This is a genomic window from Serratia sarumanii, from assembly GCF_029962605.1.
GTDB lineage: Bacteria > Pseudomonadota > Gammaproteobacteria > Enterobacterales > Enterobacteriaceae > Serratia > Serratia sarumanii.
The window spans coordinates 3,264,143-3,280,534 of the sequence record NZ_CP124750.1 but is presented as its reverse complement, the minus strand read 5'-3'; the positions used below and the strand labels follow the sequence as shown (position 1 = coordinate 3,280,534).

The 16,392-nt window shown below is 62.4% G+C and carries 13 protein-coding genes; 7 read left to right on the top strand and 6 right to left on the bottom strand.

The window, feature by feature from the left end; all coding sequences use genetic code 11:
* Positions 1-30 precede the first annotated feature (30 nt).
* On the bottom strand, positions 31-453 hold the full coding sequence (locus SSARUM_RS15620) for a winged helix-turn-helix transcriptional regulator (RefSeq protein WP_048321785.1): 423 nt from the start codon (positions 451-453) through the stop codon (positions 31-33).
* 86 nt (positions 454-539) lie between these two features.
* Here SSARUM_RS15620 and SSARUM_RS15615 point away from each other — a divergent pair, with 86 nt between their 5' ends.
* Positions 540-1,487 (top strand): aromatic alcohol reductase, encoded by a 948-nt coding sequence (locus SSARUM_RS15615; RefSeq protein ID WP_060427759.1) that lies wholly within the window; start codon positions 540-542, stop codon positions 1,485-1,487.
* 17 nt (positions 1,488-1,504) lie between these two features.
* Here the strand turns inward: SSARUM_RS15615 and SSARUM_RS15610 are convergent, their stop codons facing one another.
* Positions 1,505-2,191: an aspartyl/asparaginyl beta-hydroxylase domain-containing protein gene (locus SSARUM_RS15610; RefSeq protein ID WP_049211376.1), complete on the bottom strand. Its 687-nt coding sequence runs from the start codon at positions 2,189-2,191 to the stop codon at positions 1,505-1,507.
* Positions 2,192-2,459: 268 nt separating this feature from the next.
* On the opposite strand from SSARUM_RS15610, the gene SSARUM_RS15605 reads away from it, so the two are divergent.
* The 6 genes from SSARUM_RS15605 to SSARUM_RS15580 all read left to right on the top strand — a co-directional run bounded on the left by SSARUM_RS15605 (position 2,460) and on the right by SSARUM_RS15580 (position 9,379).
* Positions 2,460-3,650, top strand: coding sequence for a sugar transporter (locus SSARUM_RS15605; RefSeq protein ID WP_060421811.1), 1,191 nt, complete (start codon positions 2,460-2,462; stop codon positions 3,648-3,650).
* 174 nt (positions 3,651-3,824) lie between these two features.
* Positions 3,825-5,219, top strand: a complete 1,395-nt coding sequence (locus tag SSARUM_RS15600; protein WP_172448254.1) for an MFS transporter — start codon at positions 3,825-3,827, stop codon at positions 5,217-5,219.
* A gap of 142 nt (positions 5,220-5,361) precedes the next feature.
* The gene (locus SSARUM_RS15595; protein ID WP_060425994.1) at positions 5,362-6,192 is read left to right on the top strand and encodes an alpha/beta fold hydrolase; all 831 of its coding nucleotides are present in this window, start codon (positions 5,362-5,364) and stop codon (positions 6,190-6,192) included.
* 9 nt (positions 6,193-6,201) lie between these two features.
* Complete coding sequence (locus SSARUM_RS15590) at positions 6,202-6,627, top strand: DoxX family protein (RefSeq protein WP_041035882.1); 426 nt, start codon at positions 6,202-6,204, stop codon at positions 6,625-6,627.
* A complete protein-coding gene (locus SSARUM_RS15585; protein ID WP_060431620.1) occupies positions 6,620-8,230 on the top strand; it encodes an MFS transporter in 1,611 nt (536 codons plus the stop codon). The genes SSARUM_RS15590 and SSARUM_RS15585 overlap by 8 nt, the downstream gene beginning before the upstream one ends.
* Positions 8,231-8,326: 96 nt before the next feature.
* A complete protein-coding gene (locus tag SSARUM_RS15580; protein ID WP_060430304.1) occupies positions 8,327-9,379 on the top strand; it encodes an NAD(P)H-dependent flavin oxidoreductase in 1,053 nt (350 codons plus the stop codon).
* A 116-nt stretch (positions 9,380-9,495) separates the two neighbouring features.
* Here SSARUM_RS15580 and SSARUM_RS15575 read toward each other — a convergent pair whose 3' ends face one another.
* The 4 genes from SSARUM_RS15575 to katG all read right to left on the bottom strand — a co-directional run bounded on the left by SSARUM_RS15575 (position 9,496) and on the right by katG (position 16,333).
* Positions 9,496-10,878, bottom strand: coding sequence for a serralysin family metalloprotease (locus tag SSARUM_RS15575; protein ID WP_060430302.1), 1,383 nt, complete (start codon positions 10,876-10,878; stop codon positions 9,496-9,498).
* Between the two features lie 501 nt (positions 10,879-11,379).
* Positions 11,380-12,669 (bottom strand): alginate export family protein, encoded by a 1,290-nt coding sequence (locus tag SSARUM_RS15570; protein ID WP_060430300.1) that lies wholly within the window; start codon positions 12,667-12,669, stop codon positions 11,380-11,382.
* Positions 12,670-12,710: 41 nt separating this feature from the next.
* Entirely contained in the window at positions 12,711-13,508 is a 798-nt protein-coding gene (locus SSARUM_RS15565; protein WP_080430332.1) for a VOC family protein, read from the bottom strand.
* A gap of 629 nt (positions 13,509-14,137) precedes the next feature.
* Positions 14,138-16,333 carry a catalase/peroxidase HPI gene (gene katG / locus SSARUM_RS15560; RefSeq protein WP_060430296.1) on the bottom strand — a complete coding sequence of 732 codons (2,196 nt, stop codon included), beginning with the start codon at positions 16,331-16,333 and terminating at the stop codon, positions 14,138-14,140.
* Positions 16,334-16,392: the final 59 nt, after the last annotated feature.

Here is a 16,392-nt window from a genome sequence, read left to right as displayed (position 1 = left end):
GCGCCGCCCTTTGGGCAGGGAGGCCCGCAATCATCTCTCGGTGGCGTGACGTTCTTGATCATCGTAGTGCGAGCGGGCCGCCCTGAAGGCATCGGCGGAGGCGATAATCCACGACCAGAGCGGCAGCATGTTGAGCAGCATCTCTTCCCCCGCGTCGGTGATGGTGTAAACCACGCGGGGCAGCTTTTCCTGATAATCGCAGCGCGATATCAACCCGTCCCGCTCGAGATGGCGCAGCGTCCGCGTCAGCATTCTCTGCGTCACGCCCGCTAATTGGCGGCCTATTTCGCCGTGGCGCAGCGGCCCGTGGGTGCCCAGGATATGCAATACCCCCAGCGACCAACGGTTGCCTGCATGCGCGAGGACCTCACGCTTCAACCCTTCATCGTCGTCGCTCAATTCTTCACAGAACGCCTGCGAAAATTGCAACAGCGCTTCCCGATCGCTCGTCATATTCATCTCCAGTATCACGCGTGTACCTAATTGAACCCGTTTTTGTCAGCTGTCAGGATGACGCAGTGTCAAGACAGGAGGCAAGAATGAAATCCACAAATCCATCCATCAATACCGTGCTCATACTCGGCGCCGGTGAACTGGGGCTGCCGGTATTGCGCGCGATGAGCCGGCAGGCCCGGTTACACCACGCTTTAAAAATCAGCGTGCTCCTCCGGCCGGAGGCCGCTCGCGCCGTCACCGGCCCGCATCGGGCGCGGCGGGATGCGCTGGCGCGGCTCGGTATCGCTGTAGTGGAAGGCGATCTGCAGCAAAACAGCGTGGATGAGCTGAGCGCGCTGCTGCGTTGCTTTGACGCGGTGATCAACTGCAGCGGCTTTGTCGGCGGGGCGGGCACGCAGATAAAGATCACCTGGGCCGTTTTGCAGGCGGGCGTGGTGCGTTACTTCCCGTGGCAGTTCGGCGTGGACTACGATGTTGTCGGCACAGGCAGCGGGCAACAGGTGTGGGATGAACAGCTCGAAGTGCGCCATCTGCTGCGTGCGCAGAAGGCGACGGAGTGGGTGATTGTTTCCACGGGTATTTTCACCAGCTACCTGTTTGACTCGGGTTTTGGCGTGGTGGATGCGGCAACCAAAACGGTGCGCGCGCTGGGCGACTGGGGCTACGCGGTGACGCTGACCACCCCCGAGGACATTGGCCGGCTGACGGCCGCGATTTTTTTCCATCGGCCCGCGTTTCGCAACCAGGTGGTCTATATCGCCGGGGACACGCTGACCTACCGCGAGCTTGCCGATGTCATGCAGGCGCACTGGGGCGTAGAGGTCAACAGAGTCCTGTTGGACAAAGAGCGGCTGCAGGAGGAGGTGCGGAACCATCCGCGTGACGTCGGCGCCAAATACCGGCTGGCTTTCGCCCGGCCCGACGGCGTGGCCTGGGATAAGGCGAAAACCTTCAATGCGCGCCAGGGCATAGCCACCACCACCACCGAGCAGTGGCTGGCGCAGCAATGCCCGACCTCTCAGGACGGTTAAGCGCCTGAGCGCCGCAGTCAGAACTGTTTCTGCATCCAGCGCACGTTCAGCCGCACCAGGGCGATGATGGCGCTGGAGAGCAGCCGCAGCCCGCCGGGCATGTCGCGGCGGCGGATGTCCAGCAGCAGCACGGTGCGCACCTGCGGGCTGTCGTTCCACACTTCGTGTTCGAAGGTGTCGTCCCACAGCATGAACTCCCCCTCGTGCAGCCGGTATTCGCGGCCGTCCACTTTCAGCACCGCCGCCGGCGCGCCGTCGGCGCGTTTGGGCATGTCCAGCACCAGATAGCCGCGCAGAATGCCGCGAAACGGTCCGCGGTGGGGCGGCACCTGCTTGCCGGGCGCCAGGAAAGAGAGCGAGGCGGACAGCACGTCCGGCGACGAGGAGATCAGCGCCGCCAGCGTCGGGCAGCGCGCCAGGTTGCGGGCGATCGGCTGGCCGTAGGCCTTCATGATGAACATGCGCCAGTCGCGCGCGTCGTTAGCGGAGATCGACTCCTGTTGGATCATGATCTCGTGAAAACGGGGAATATTGTGCAGATCGTGGGCGACGGTCAGCGCCTCTTCGCGGATCTGCCGCCATTGGGCGGTGAAACGGTCGGCGTCGGGGAACAGCGCGGCGCTGTCGAGCACCGGCTTGCCCTGAATGCGGCGATCGTAAACATTGCGCAATGCGAGCACGGACCAATCATAAATTGCGGACATAATGACCTCGCCTCAGAAAACGCCAAATGGACACTGCGCGCGGTTCTTCGGCGCGGCGCGTCGTCTGCGGCGGCCGGAGGGGAAGAGCGGCAGGAAAAATTGGTACGCTTCAAGAGATTAGCACAGCATTTGTGCAACCGTGTGTCTGCGAATGTGTCGAAATGCGGCGAAAAAAACCACACAATTAAAGTGTGACGCGTATCGCATTTAGCGGGCCGGTTGGTTAAAATATCGCTACTTGCCCGCACCTGTCCGGATTTTGTTTACCATGGAACACGCTCCCGTTTCGCGCTCAACCGCCTGGTTGCGCGTGGTTATCCTCGCCGTCTCGGCCTTTATCTTCAACACCACCGAATTTATTCCGGTCGGGCTGTTGAGCGACATTGCCGCCAGCTTCTCGATGCAAACCGAACAGGTCGGCCTGATCATCACCATCTACGCCTGGATCGTCGCCGCCGCCTCGTTAGCGTGCATGCTGCTGACCAGCAAAATCGAGCGCCGCAAGCTGCTGATCGGCGTGTTCATGCTGTTTATCGCCAGCCACGTGCTGACCGCCGTGGCCTGGAACTTCACCACGCTGGTCATCTCGCGCGCCGGCGTGGCGCTGGCGCACTCGGTGTTCTGGTCGATCACCGCTTCGCTGGCGATCCGCGTGGCGCCGCCGGGCAAGAAAGCCCAGGCGTTGAGCCTGCTGGCGGGCGGCACCGCGCTGGCGATGGTGCTCGGGCTGCCGCTCGGGCGGGTGGTGGGGCAGCTGCTCGGCTGGCGCATGACCTTTATCGGCATCGCGGTGTGCGCCACCCTGGCGCTGGTGCTGCTGTGGCGCCTGCTGCCGGTGCTGAAAAGCGAGCACTCCGGTTCGCTGGCCAGCGTGCCGCTGCTGTTCAAACGCCCGGCGCTGCTGGCGCTGTACATGCTGACCGTCATCGTGGTGACGGCGCACTTCACCGCCTACAGCTACATCGAGCCGTTTATCCAGACCGTGGCCGGGCTGTCGGAGAACTTCACCACGCTGATGCTGCTGCTGTTCGGCGCCGCCGGCATCGTCGGCAGCCTGCTGTTCAGCCGCTACAGCGAGCGTTTTCCTTCCGGCTTCTTTATCGGCGCCATCGCGCTGCTGGCCTTGAGCCTGCTGCTGTTGTTGCCGGCCGCCGGCAGCGAAAGCCACCTGACGGTGCTGTGCATCTTCTGGGGCATGGCGATCATGGCCATCGGCCTGTCGATGCAGGCCAAAGTGCTGAGCCTGGCGCCGGACGCCACCGACGTGGCGATGGCGATCTTCTCCGGCCTGTACAACTTCGGCATCGGCAGCGGCGCGCTGCTGGGCAACCAGGTAAGCCTGCATTTGGGCATGGGCAACATCGGCTTCGTCGCCGCGCCGCTGGCGCTGATCGCCCTCGGCTGGTGCCTGCTGAGCTTCTACCGCAGCGAACGGCTGCAGCAGCACCCCAGCCGTTAAGCCACCGATTCGGGATGCCGCTACGGCATCCCGCGTTGCATTTTCCTGCTATAAAACAGGTTGCTGCAGCGTTTTATGCTTAACTTTTTTTCATAGTCTGCTAATTAAAAATTTAACTCCGACGCCGCTTCGCTAGCATAGAAAGTCATCAAAAATGTTAATGCGAGGTTAACGGTGAGTGACTCTGTAGCGGCGTCGCCGATCCATGCGCGGGATTTGGCGGCCAGAATCGACGCCTTGCCCGCGTCGGCCGGCCTGTGGCGCTTTATCATTCTGCTGTCGCTGGGCGGCTTTTTCGAACTCTACGATCTTTTCCAGACCGGTTATATCAGCACCGGCCTTATCGCCGACGGCATTTTCCACACCGGCGCGCAGGGCGTCTTCGGCGTATCGGACCAGGCGGCCTTCGCCTCCGCCACCTTTCTTGGCCTGTTCGTCGGCGCCAGCCTGCTGAGCCCGTACGCCGATCGCTTCGGCCGCCGCGCCACATTTATGTTCGCCTTGATCTGGTATGGCGCCTTCTCGCTGCTGCTGGCGTTTCAACAGCAGGCGGAGTGGGTGATCTTTCTGCGCTTTCTGGTGGGCGTCGGGCTCGGCATCGAGCTGGTGACCATCGACACCTATCTGACGGAGTGGGTGCCTGCGCATCTGCGCACCCGGGCTTTCGCCTTCGCGTTCTTCGTGCAGTTCCTGTCGGTGCCGGCGGTGGCGCTGATGTCCTGGTGGCTGGTGCCGCAGACCATTTGGGGCCTGAGCGGCTGGCGCTACGTGGTGATCGCCGGCGCGCTGGCATCGCTGGTGATCTGGCTGGTGCGCAAGGGGCTGCCGGAGTCGCCGCGCTGGCTGGTTCAGCAGCGGCGCTATGCGCAGGCCCGGCAGGTGATGCGGGATATGGAACGGCGCTGCGGCGTGACGGCCGTAGACTTCCCGTCGCGCCCGGTGGACGATGCTGAGGGGGCGCCGCTGCGCGGCCGCTTTCGCGACATCTGGGCGCCGCAGTATCGCGATCGCACGCTGATGCTGGTGGTGATGAATTTCTTTCAGGCCATCGGCTTCTTCGGCTTCGGCAACTGGCTGCCGGCGCTGCTGTCGGGCAAGGGCGCATCGGTCACCCACAGCCTGCTGTACGCTTTCTTCATCACGCTGGCCTACCCGCTGGGCTCGCTGCTGTGCAGCTTCTACGCCGACAAGATGGAGAATAAGTGGCAGATCGTGTTGTCTTGCCTGGTGACGGTGGTCTTCGGCTCGCTGTTCGCGCTGCAGAACAACCCGCTGTGGCTGATCCTGTGCGGCTTCTTCATCACCTGGTCCAACGCCTGGCTGACCTACAGCTACCACTCGTATCAATCCGAGATCTTCCCGACCCATATTCGCGCCCGCGCCGTCGGTTTCTGCTACTCCTTCAGCCGGCTGTCGACGGTGTTCAGCAGCATCATCATCGGCATTATCCTGCAGTACGGCGGCTCGCTGGGGGTGATCGCGTTTATCGTCGCCAGCATGCTGATCGTGATGCTGGTGATCGGGCTGTTCGGCCCGAAAACGCGCGGCATCGATCTGGAAAACATCTGACGTTTTGCGCCGGCGGCGACGCCGGCCTCTTCAGCAAAAAAACTCGCGATCATGCGAAAATTATTCCGTTATCACTGCCTTTGCGCCTGCCGTACTGTTACCCGGTACAAAATCCAATTCAATACCTAGCGGGGAACACGTCATGAGCATTCTCACCGCGCCCGATGGCGCGCGCATTTTCTATAAGGATTGGGGCCGCGGCCAGCCGATCCTGTTCTCCCACGGTTGGCCGCTGTCCGCCGATGCCTGGGACAACCAACTGCTGTTTTTCGGCCAGAGCGGATTCCGCGTGATCGCCCACGATCGCCGCGGCCACGGCCGTTCGGATCAGACCTGGCACGGCAACGACATCAACCAATACGCCGACGATCTGGCCCTGCTGATCGAAACGCTGGATCTGCGCGATCTGATCCTGGTCGGCCACGCCATCGGCGGCGGCGAAGTGGCGCGCTACATCGGCCGCCACGGCAGCGATCGGGTGGCGAAGGTGGTGCTGGTGGGCGCCGTGCCGCCGCTGATGCTGCAAACGCCGGTCAACCCGGAAGGCGCACCGATGGCGGCCTTCGACGGCATTCGCAGCGGCGTGGCGGGCAACCGCTCGCAGTTCTTCAAAGATCTGGCGGTGCCGTTCTACGGTCTCCACTGCGACGAGGTGGAGAGCAATGCGGGGCTAATCGACCACTTCTGGCTGATGGGCATGCAGGGCGGCATGAAAGGGCAGTACGACGGCGTGAGCGCATTCTCCGAAGTGGACTTCACCGCCGATCTGCTGGCGATCGACAGGCCGACGCTGTTGGTACACGGCGACGCCGATCGGATCGTGCCGATCGGCGCCTCGGCGCTGAAAGCCGCTAAGCTTATGCAACAGGCGGAGCTGAATGTTTACGCCGACGGCGCTCACGGCTTGGCGCAGGTCGATCCCGATCGCTTCAACGCCGATCTGCTGGCCTTTATCCAGAATTCGCCGTTCTAAGGGGGCGCGATGAACCTGACTGCTATCGCCGCCCGCTGCGCGCAGCGGCTGCATGCGCCAGCGGTGCGCTGGGTGCTGCTGCTCGCCATTTGCGCCGCCTATATTCAGGGCGGATTGGTCAAGGCGCTGAACGTCGAAGGCGCGGTTGCCGAGATGACCCACTTCGGCCTGCAGCCGGCGGCGCTGTTCGCCGTGCTGGTGACGCTGCTGGAACTGGCGGCGTCGGCGCTGATCCTGAGCGGCTTTTACCGCTGGCTCGGCGCGTTGGCGCTGGCCGGTTTCACCCTGATGGCGACGCTGATGGCCAATCCGTTCTGGCAGTTCGACGGGGCGGAACGCGGCCAGATGATGAATGGATTTTTTGAACACCTCGGGCTGGCCGGCGCGCTGTTGCTGGTGGCATTTAACGATTTGAAGGAGCGAACGGATGGCTGAACAGACGGACAACAAGGCGGCGGCGGGCGGCTTCGCGCCGCTGAAAATCCCCTTATTTGCGGTGCTGTGGGGTGCCACGGTGCTCGGCAACGTCGGCAGCTTTATGCGCGACGTCGCCAGCTCGTGGCTGATCACCGATCTGTCGAGCAACCCCTCGGCGGTGGCGCTGATGCAGACCGCCGCCACGCTGCCGGTGTTCCTGCTGGCGATCCCGGCCGGGGTACTGTCGGACATTCTCGATCGGCGGCGCTTTCTGATCTTCGTGCAAATTCTGCTGGCCTGCGTCAGCGGCAGCCTGTTGCTGCTGTCGCAGACCGGTGCGTTGACGGTGGAATACCTGCTGGCGCTGACCTTTGTCGGCGGCATCGGCGCGGCGCTGATGGGGCCGACCTGGCAGGCGATCGTGCCGGAGCTGGTGCCGCGCACCGAGCTGAAAAACGCCGTGGCGCTGAATTCGCTGGGCATCAACATCGCCCGCTCCATCGGCCCGGCGGCCGGCGGCCTGCTGCTGGCCAGCTTCGGCGCCGGCGCGGCCTACGGTGCGGACGTGATGAGCTATGTGCTGGTGATCGCGGCGCTGCTGTGGTGGAAGCGGCCGAAGGCTGAGGACAGCGGCCTGTCGGAACATTTCTTCGGCGCCTTCCGCGCCGGGCTGCGCTATGCCCGTTCCAGCCGCGAACTGCACGTGGTGCTACTGCGGGCGGCGGTGTTCTTCGCCTTCTCCAGCTCGGTCTGGGCGCTGCTGCCACTGGTGGCGCGCCGCATGCTGGGCGGCAGCGCCGGTTTTTACGGCGTGCTGCTGGGGGCGGTAGGCGCCGGGGCGATCCTCGGGGCGATCGCGCTGCCGCGCCTGCGCCAGCGGCTGAATGCCGACGGGCTGGTGTTGCTGGCGGCGGTGCTGACCGCCGGGGTGATGGCGGCCCTGTCGCTGGCGCCGCCGCAGTGGCTGGCAGTGGTGCTGCTGTTGGTGCTGGGCGCAGGCTGGATTATCGCGCTGACCACGCTCAACGGCGCGGCGCAGGGCGTGCTGCCCAACTGGGTGCGCGGCCGCGGCCTGGCCATCTACCTGATGGTGTTCAACGGCGCAATGGCGGCGGGCAGCCTGCTGTGGGGGCTGGTGGCGCAGGAGCTGGGCGTGGCCGCCACGCTGCTGGTCGGCGGCGTCGGCCTGTTGGCGGCGGGGCTGCTGTTCCATCGCCTGCGGCTGCCGACCGGCGAAGCCGATCTGCAGCCGTCGAACCATTGGCCGGAGCCGTTGGTCAACACGCCGGTCGAGAACGATCGTGGCCCGGTAATGATTCAGGTGGAGTATCGCATCCGCGAACAGGATCGGCCGCAGTTCTTGCACACGCTGCTGATGCTGGAGCGGGCGCGCCGCCGCGACGGCGCTTACGCCTGGGGCATCACCGAGCACACCGGCGATCCGGAATGCATTATGGAGTGGTTCCTGGTGGAGTCCTGGGCGGAGCACCTGCGCCAGCACCAGCGGGTGTCGCACGCCGACGCCGATCTGCAGCAGGAGGCGCTGCGCTTCCACATCGGGCCGGAGAAACCGGTGGTGCATCACTTCCTGTCGCTCGACCGGCATCAGGTGAAGCATTAACTGCACGGCCAAGCGGTGAGAAGGTGCTATGCTTTTGGTCGGTTCGGCGGCGCGGCCGCCGTAAGACGAATGTAGTCAGCACAGGGAGACACATTGATGACGGCACCTTCTGCTTTTGCCCGCGAGCTTGGGCTGCGCTATCCGATCGTTCAGGGGCCGATGAACGGCGCGTCGCCGCCGGCGTTGGCGGTAGCGGTGAGCAACGCCGGGGCGCTGGGCTCGTGCGCGGCGGCGCTGTTTTCACCGGCGGTGATCCTCGAACGGGTGCAGCAGATCCGCGCGCAGACCGCCGCGCCGTTCAACATCAACCTGTTTCTGCTCGACGAGCAGCATCCAGATCTTGCCGAGCTCAAGCGCGCCCAGCACCTGCTGCGGCCGTTCCGCGAAGCGCTGGGGCTGAGCGAGCCGCCGATCCCCACCCAATTCGCCGAAAACAACCGTGACCAGATCGCGGCCTTGCTGGAGGCGGCGCCGCCGGTGGCCAGCTTCACCTTCGGCGTGCTGCCGCGCGCCACGGTCACGCAGTTCAAGAAAGCCGGGTCGCGGGTGATCGGCACCGCCACCACGGTGGCGGAAGCCCGCGCCTGGGAAGAGGCGGGCGCCGACTTCGTTTGCGTCTCTGGCTCGGAGGCGGGCGGCCACCGCCCGACTTTCCTTGGCGATATCGAGCAATCCTGCATTGGCCTGGTGGCCCTGCTGCCGCAGGTGGTGGCGGCGGTGAAGATCCCGGTGATCGCCGCGGGCGGTATCATGAACGGGCGTGGCATCGCGGCGGCGCGCTTGCTGGGCGCGCAGGCGGCGCAGCTGGGCACCGCGTTCCTGTGCAGCCCGGAGTCGGGCATCGCCGAAGCCTGGCGGGCGGCGCTGAGCAACGCCGGCGATGACAGCACGCGCCTGACGCGCGCCTTCAGCGGCCGCCCGGCGCGTGGCATCGTCAATGATTTCATGCGGCAGATGCGCGCGGAAGAGGCGCAGATCCTGCCTTATCCGGTGCAGAACGCGCTCACCGGCGATATCCGCCAGGCGGCGGCCAAGGCCGGGCGCGGAGAGTTTATGTCGCTGTGGGCCGGGCAGGGCGTGGGCCTGGCGCGGCCGATGCCGGCGGCGGAGCTGGTCGCCACCCTGGCGGCGGAGCTGGAGGCGGTGTGAGCTCGTCTGCGCGATTTATTGCTCTGACAGTGTGGGGGTAGCGCAAAAAATCGCCAGGGTGATGCCTAAGAAGAGATAAACAGTCCGGCGTTCGCGCCGGACTGCGGGTTTCTTGGCTAGACGAGAATATCGGCGGAAGCGTCGACATGCCCAACGATTTTAACCAGGAAATCAGGCTGGTTATGGCCGGAGAGATTGATCGCCAGATCGGTGACATTCTGCTGCGAGTCATAATTCAGCGCCGCTTCATACAGCGAGCCGCTTAAATTATCGACGAAGTGCAACTCGCCCCCCTCGGCCTTAACCGTCTGGTTGAGCCACGACAGATCGATTTTATCCACCGCCGTTTGGAAATCACGGATCCAGTCCGGCGCGGCGGCTTGGCTGTCGCCGACTGCGCGGAAGACAAAGGTGTCCGCGCCTGCATTGCCCCAGAGCTGATCGGCGCCGCCGGCACCGTAAATGATGTCGTTGCCTGCACCGCCTTTTAGCGTATTGTTCAGTGCGTTGCCCACTAAAATGTCGGCGCCGCTGCCGCCGATGATATTTTCAATCTGCGCGCCGTAGGCGATGGCGATATTCGCCTTCAAGCCGCCCACATCTGAGAATGAGCCTTCGTTAATGTTGATTCGTTGATCTTGGTTGTAGCCTGAAAAATCCAGCGTGTCATTGCCGCCGGCATCCCAGATAGCCGCCACGATTTTGTCCGTGGACGTCTTAACGCTCAAAAAGTCTCTGTCCGTATTCGAGTTGAAACCATAGGTGGTATCGCCGGTGCGCGTGGTGGTATTCGCGCCGTACAGTTTCTGTATGGCGGTAATATCATCCAGCTGCGGCCCCGATGGCCAAACGCCTTTATAGTCGGCGCCGGTGTTTTGTTCACTAAAATAGCTCATTAAAGAATATTGATGATCGTCTTCATAATACTTCGCCGAGTTGGTGTAGGTGGGGTAAGTCGCGTTGGAGGCATCATAGTTTCCGGGGTGGGAGAGCCCGAGCGCATGCCCTATTTCATGGGTGAGCGTATCCCTGGCATAGTTATTGGTCTGCGGATTCGAAGCGTCGTAGCCTTTGTTGCCGCTGATCCAGATGGTGCTTTTCAGGTCGTTTTGCGTACTTTCATAGGAGGTGTAATTGCCCCCGCTGGCCGCCTTATAAAAACCAAACTTTATATCAGCGCTTTTGGCATCGGTGCCTTTGACCTCGGTGAAGGTGATATTGGCCACGTCCGACCAGGACTGCAATGAAAGCTTGGTTTGGGCCTGTTGGGCGGCGGTAAGCTGTGCGGATCCTGGCTTATCGCTGTCGGTATACACGGGGAAAGAGTAGGTTAATGCTGCCGCATGGTCGGTCACGCCTTTGCCATTGGCGGAATAATGGCTCCTCAGCAACAGATCTGAAACCTCCTCTGTGGCGTATGACGGTTTGCTGCTTCCCTCGCGATCGACTCTTTCATAATCGGTTAAATAATCTGAGATTTTATCGGTAGCTAATGACATATCAAACTCCTTTGGACGTTGACAATATTGCACCTAACGCTCTATATGCTCGTACACAGGTTTGAAAATAGGGGTAATTAGTGGGTTATCATTAGTTTGCCTCCTTGATCTGGCTTGAATATTGCATTCAAGCGGGATATGTCCTTATCATTAATCACGGTGAGGAATTAATGGCGCGCAATGGTTGGCTGAAAGCAGTATAGGCATAATTATTTTATTAATGAGTTATTCTTATATGAATCTTTTACATAAGATATGTGTAAAAGGCGCACTTAAATAACCAGGTGGAATTAAATCTTTATTTAATATTACTCTGTAATTGGCTCGTGGAGTTTACGTAACTGATTTATCTTTTTGCTTTTCATTAATTTTCATCTGTGAATAGCGGCGAGTAGCCGCCATCGCTGCAATGCATATAGGCGGCTACACGCTGGCGATCGTCATTAATTGAGTACGGGATTATTAAGGACACTCGCGTACACCGATTAACTTGCCTGATACTTAAAAGCAGTAGGTGCCCTGCGCCAGCACGAAGTTCATGTTTTTCAGCCCGGCATGCTGCTGCAGGCTGTGGCCGACGTCGAAGTAGACATAGGCTACCTTGAACTGGAGATCGCTGCGCAGCGTCCAGGTGGTTTCGACCTGATACTGGTTGCCGATAAAGCGCGAGCCTTGCTCGCTGCCTTTCACCGGGCGCATCGGCCCGAGGTAGAAGGCATCCTCGCGGCGTTGCCGCCATAGCGCGTCCCAGCTGAAATCGATGGACAGGGTTTGCCACGGCGTAATCGTGACCGAAGGGTGGATGGCGATCAGGTTAGCCGGCGCCACCAGCCCGTTCTCGGTCAGGTAGGGCAGCTTGGGGTACATGGCGTTAAAAGTATTGAGCTGCCCATCGTGACCGTTTTTATCGCCGCTGGCGATGCCAATCTTGCCGCCGAAGCGCGGTTGCCAGCGCCAGTCGCTCACCGTATACCCGGCGTGCGCCGACGCCGACCAGGCGCGGATGTCACGCTGTTCTGCGCTGCCGAACTGCCAGGCGGCCTCATTGTCCCAGTCGAATCCCTGCGCCGCGCCGAAAATGCGTGCGCCGACGGTATAGCGCCGCTCTTGCCCGCTGAGCTGCGCGTAGTGGGCATCGTTATCCTCAAAGCCGAAGGTGTAGAGATCGAGCGCGGAAGCCAGCGCGGCCAGCGGCGTGGTGCCGTACAGCCCCCACACCTTTTGGCTGTTGTCGGTATCGTCGTCGAAACTGCCGGTTTTGAGGGTGACGGGGTGGCCGATAAAGGCGTCGAGGCGGTTTTTATCCTTGGCCCAGCTGGCGCGGATGGCGTCGAAAGAACGACGCACGTTGGGGCCGTCGCGGGTGCCCATCAGGTGCAGCGAACCCAGCGCAATCTCCTGGCGGCCGACCCGCAGGGTGCCGAGGCCGTAGGCGGTGGGCAGTTTTAAGTCCACATAGCCCTGGCCGAGATAGGCATGATCTTCATCGGTCGGCTTGCGCCCGCGATCGCGCGGCGTGGCCAGTGACGATCCCAACTGGACATAGGCGCCAAAGTCGTCGCCATAGTCGAGGCGCGCGCCAATCAGCAGGCGCTGCATGAAGGTGTCGTCGCGTCCGCCGCTCAGATCGCGTTGATCCGTCCATTCATAGCGCTCGCGCAGTGAACCGTCGAAAGACAGGGTGGCCGCATCGCCCAACGGGATGTTTTTCCAGGGGGAAGCGGCGGGTTCCGCCGCCAGGGCGGGGAGCGAGGAGAACAGCAACAGTGCGGGAAGCGTGCGTTTCATCATGGGTATCCGAAGAAAAAAGCGCGCCGCAGCGCGCCTTGGGTTTATTTAGCCGTCTGGTGGATTTCGGCGATGTAGCCGCCGGGGAAACGCACCAGCGCCGAGGTGCGGCGCTCCGCTGCCGTCGAGCGCCACAGCACCTGCGCGCCGCTGGCCGTCGCTTTGGCCAGCGTGGCCGGCAGATCGTCGACGCCATAGCCGGTGCGCTCATGGCCGAACGGATAAGGCAGATGCCCGTCGGTGACGAAAATGCGCGTTTTGCCGAAGCGCGAGTCCAGTTCGATCTGGCGGATCTTGCCGCTGTCGCTGCGGCCGATCGCCGTATCGCTGACCTGTTCGTCGCTCACCACCGTGGCGTGCGAGAACGCCTGGTAGCTTTTCAGGAAATCGTCGACGCGGTAGGCGGAGAGATACAGGCGGTTTTCCGGCACGCTCAGCAGCGGCTTGTAGTTGGGCGCCTTGGTGTGCCAATAGAGCTGCATGTTGACGCCGCCGGGCCACTGGATCACCGCGTCGCGGCCAATCGGATCGTCGAAAGGCGCAACCTGCACATCGGCACCGGCGGCCCTGGCCTGGCGGATGGCGGCGTCCATATCCCTGACCAGAAAACCGTTGCGCTCGGCGCCGAACGGGTGTGGGATCGGCGTTTTGAAATCGAACACCGAGAAGCTGCCGGCCGGCGTCAGTATCAGCTGGGAGTAGGTTTCGCTCGGCGTGGGCGTGACGTTGACCAGCACGCGTTCGGTGCTGGTGCCGCCGAAGGTTTTCAGGATGCTGTCGACAAAGGCATCCATTTTGCCGCGTTCGACGTAGACATGGGTGGTGTCATATTGCGGCCCCACGGCGAGAGACGCCGTATCGGCCGCCCATGATACGGCAGGGAGCAGCAGCGCAAGGGCTGATATCCTCAGCCGACGAGAAGAAATACCGATAATATGTTGCATGATGACCTCCAGGTAGCGGTTATTTTCCTGAGTGAAGCGTGATTTCCTATGAGCTTTCCCGTCGGCTGAAAAATAAAAACTAAAAACGCAATGCGCGTCGTGAAACATTAAATAAGGGCGAAATTCTGGCGCCTAAGCGAATATCGCGCAGGTGCAGAACCTCTCTTTTTATTGGCATAAAAACGGTGGGGTGCCTTTGCCGGCTAGCCCGCTATCGCTAAGGAACGGCGAGGGTCATAAGGCCCGCCTCGCCGCGCGCTGAGGCGAATCGAGGATAATCCATAACGGTGTTCTCCTGGATGGGATATATCGCATTAGCCAGCTGATTTTACGGTCTTCATTGCCGTCTAAATATAAATACAGCATTAAAAGAATTGCCGCCCATCAAATTTTTATATGACTTGTTGAGTAAATACGAATAAGCGGGAAATAAAATATAACGACGGGCGCTGCGGCCGGCGTTGAGCGGAGGCGGTGTTGATCTCGGGAGGAAAAACGGCCTGCCGAAGCAGGCCGTTGCGGGGAGTTTACGCCAGATCGAAACGATCGAGGTTCATCACTTTGTTCCAGGCGGCGACGAAGTCGTGGGCGAACTTCTCCTGCGCGTCGGCGCTGCCGTAGACTTCGGCCAGCGCGCGCAGTTGCGCGTGTGAACCGAACACCAGATCGACGCGGGTGCCGGTCCATTTGACCGCGCCGCTGCGGCGATCGCGCCCTTCGAACAGGCCGTCCTCACCCACCGGGTGCCAGGTGGTGCCCATGTCGAGCAGGTTGACGAAGAAGTCGTTGGTCAGCGCCTGCGGCCGCTGGGTGAATACGCCGTGCGGTGTGCCGCCGACGTTGGCACCGAGTACCCGCAGCCCGCCGACCAGCACCGTCATTTCCGGCGCGGTCAGGGTCAGCAGCTGCGCCTTGTCGACCAGCAGCGTCTCGGCCGGCACGCGGTATTTGCCCTTCAGGAAGTTGCGGAATCCGTCGGCGAGCGGCTCCATCGCCTCGAAGGAGTCCACGTCGGTCTGCTCCTGCGAAGCGTCCATGCGGCCCGGCGCGAACGGCACCGTCAGGGCCAAACCGGCGTTCTTCGCCGCCTGTTCCACGCCTGCGGCGCCGGCCAGTACGATCAGATCCGCCAGCGAGACGCGCTTGCCGCCGGCCTGCGCATCATTGAAGGCGCGTTGGATGCTTTCCAGCTTGGCCAGCGTCGCGGCGAGCTGCGCAGGTTGGTTGACCGCCCAGTCTTTTTGCGGTGCCAGGCGAATGCGCGCGCCGTTGGCGCCGCCGCGTTTGTCGGAACCGCGGAAGCTCGAAGCGGAAGCCCAGGCGGTGGAGACCAGTGCCGACACCGGCAGGCCGGATGCCAGCACGGCGTTTTTCAGTGCGGCGATGTCCTGCTCGTCGATCAGCGGATGATCGACCGCCGGGATCGGATCCTGCCAAATCAGCTCTTCCTGCGGCACTTCCGGGCCGAGGTAGCGAGGGCGCGGCCCCATATCGCGGTGGGTCAGCTTGAACCAGGCGCGGGCGAAGGCGTCGGCCAACTCTTCCGGATGCTCATAGAAGCGGCGCGAAATCTTCTCGTAGGCCGGATCGAAGCGCAGCGACAGGTCGGTGGTCAGCATGGTCGGGCGGCGTTTCTTGTTCGGATCGAAGGCGTCGGGAATGGTTTCACCGATGTCTTTCGCCACCCACTGGTGCGCGCCGGCCGGGCTTTGGCTCAGTTCCCATTCGTATTCGAACAGATGGCGGAAGAAATCGTGGTTCCACTGGGTTGGGGTGGTGGTCCAGGTGACTTCCAGGCCGCTGGTGATGGCGTCTTTGCCGACGCCGGTGCCGAAGGTGCTGTGCCAGCCGAGGCCCTGCGACTCCAGCCCGGCCGCTTCCGGATCGGCGCCGACGTTAGACGCCGGACCGGCGCCGTGGGTCTTGCCGAAGGTGTGGCCGCCGGCGATCAACGCCACGGTTTCTTCGTCGTTCATCGCCATGCGGGCGAAGGTTTCACGGATGTCGCGCGCGGCGGCCACCGGATCGGGGTTGCCGTCCGGGCCTTCCGGGTTGACGTAGATCAGGCCCATCTGCACCGCCGCCAGCGGGTTCTCCAGGTCGCGGTCGCCCGAGTAGCGGCTGTTTGGCCCGCCGCTCAGCTCCAGCCAGATCTTCTCCGAGCCCCAGTAGACGTCGTCCGGCTCCCAGGTGTCGGCACGGCCGCCGGCGTAGCCGAAGGTTTTGAAGCCCATCGATTCCAGCGCCACGTTGCCGGTCAGGATAATCAGGTCGGCCCAGGAGATGTTGCGGCCGTATTTCTGTTTGATCGGCCACAGCAGGCGGCGCGCCTTGTCGAGGCTGACGTTGTCCGGCCAGCTGTTGAGCGGGGCGAAGCGCTGCTGGCCTTCGCCCGCGCCGCCGCGGCCGTCGCCGATGCGGTAGGTGCCGGCGCTGTGCCAGGCCATGCGGATGAACAGGCCGCCGTAGTGGCCGAAGTCCGCCGGCCACCATTCCTGCGAGTCGGTCATTAGGGCGTGCAGATCCTGTTTGACCGCCGCCAGTTCGAGACTGTTGAAGGCGTCGGCGTAGTTGAAGTCTTTATCCATCGGATCGGACAGGGGGGAGTGCTGATGCAGCGGTTTCAGGCTGAGCTGATTGGGCCACCAATCCTGATTGGTGGGGCCGTTCTGCGGTGCGGGCTGCTTGCCGCCCGAAAACGGGCATTTGCTTTCAGTTGTCATAATGCGCTCTCTGCTTCCGTAAGGGTGCTCCAGCCGCCGGGCGTGGAGCGGTTAACAAG

Excerpts from the sequence above, each read along its gene's own strand:
- SSARUM_RS15610 (WP_049211376.1), bottom strand. The coding sequence starts at position 2,191 with ATGTCCGCAATTTATGATTGGTCCGTGCTCGCATTGCGCAATGTTTAC.
- SSARUM_RS15575 (WP_060430302.1), bottom strand. The coding sequence starts at position 10,878 with ATGTCATTAGCTACCGATAAAATCTCAGATTATTTAACCGATTATGAA.
- SSARUM_RS15615 (WP_060427759.1), top strand. The coding sequence starts at position 540 with ATGAAATCCACAAATCCATCCATCAATACCGTGCTCATACTCGGCGCC.
- SSARUM_RS15580 (WP_060430304.1), top strand. The coding sequence starts at position 8,327 with ATGACGGCACCTTCTGCTTTTGCCCGCGAGCTTGGGCTGCGCTATCCG.
- SSARUM_RS15585 (WP_060431620.1), top strand. The coding sequence starts at position 6,620 with ATGGCTGAACAGACGGACAACAAGGCGGCGGCGGGCGGCTTCGCGCCG.
- SSARUM_RS15595 (WP_060425994.1), top strand. The coding sequence starts at position 5,362 with ATGAGCATTCTCACCGCGCCCGATGGCGCGCGCATTTTCTATAAGGAT.
- SSARUM_RS15590 (WP_041035882.1), top strand. The coding sequence starts at position 6,202 with ATGAACCTGACTGCTATCGCCGCCCGCTGCGCGCAGCGGCTGCATGCG.
- SSARUM_RS15620 (WP_048321785.1), bottom strand. The coding sequence starts at position 453 with ATGACGAGCGATCGGGAAGCGCTGTTGCAATTTTCGCAGGCGTTCTGT.
- katG (WP_060430296.1), bottom strand. The coding sequence starts at position 16,333 with ATGACAACTGAAAGCAAATGCCCGTTTTCGGGCGGCAAGCAGCCCGCA.
- SSARUM_RS15570 (WP_060430300.1), bottom strand. The coding sequence starts at position 12,669 with ATGATGAAACGCACGCTTCCCGCACTGTTGCTGTTCTCCTCGCTCCCC.
- SSARUM_RS15605 (WP_060421811.1), top strand. The coding sequence starts at position 2,460 with ATGGAACACGCTCCCGTTTCGCGCTCAACCGCCTGGTTGCGCGTGGTT.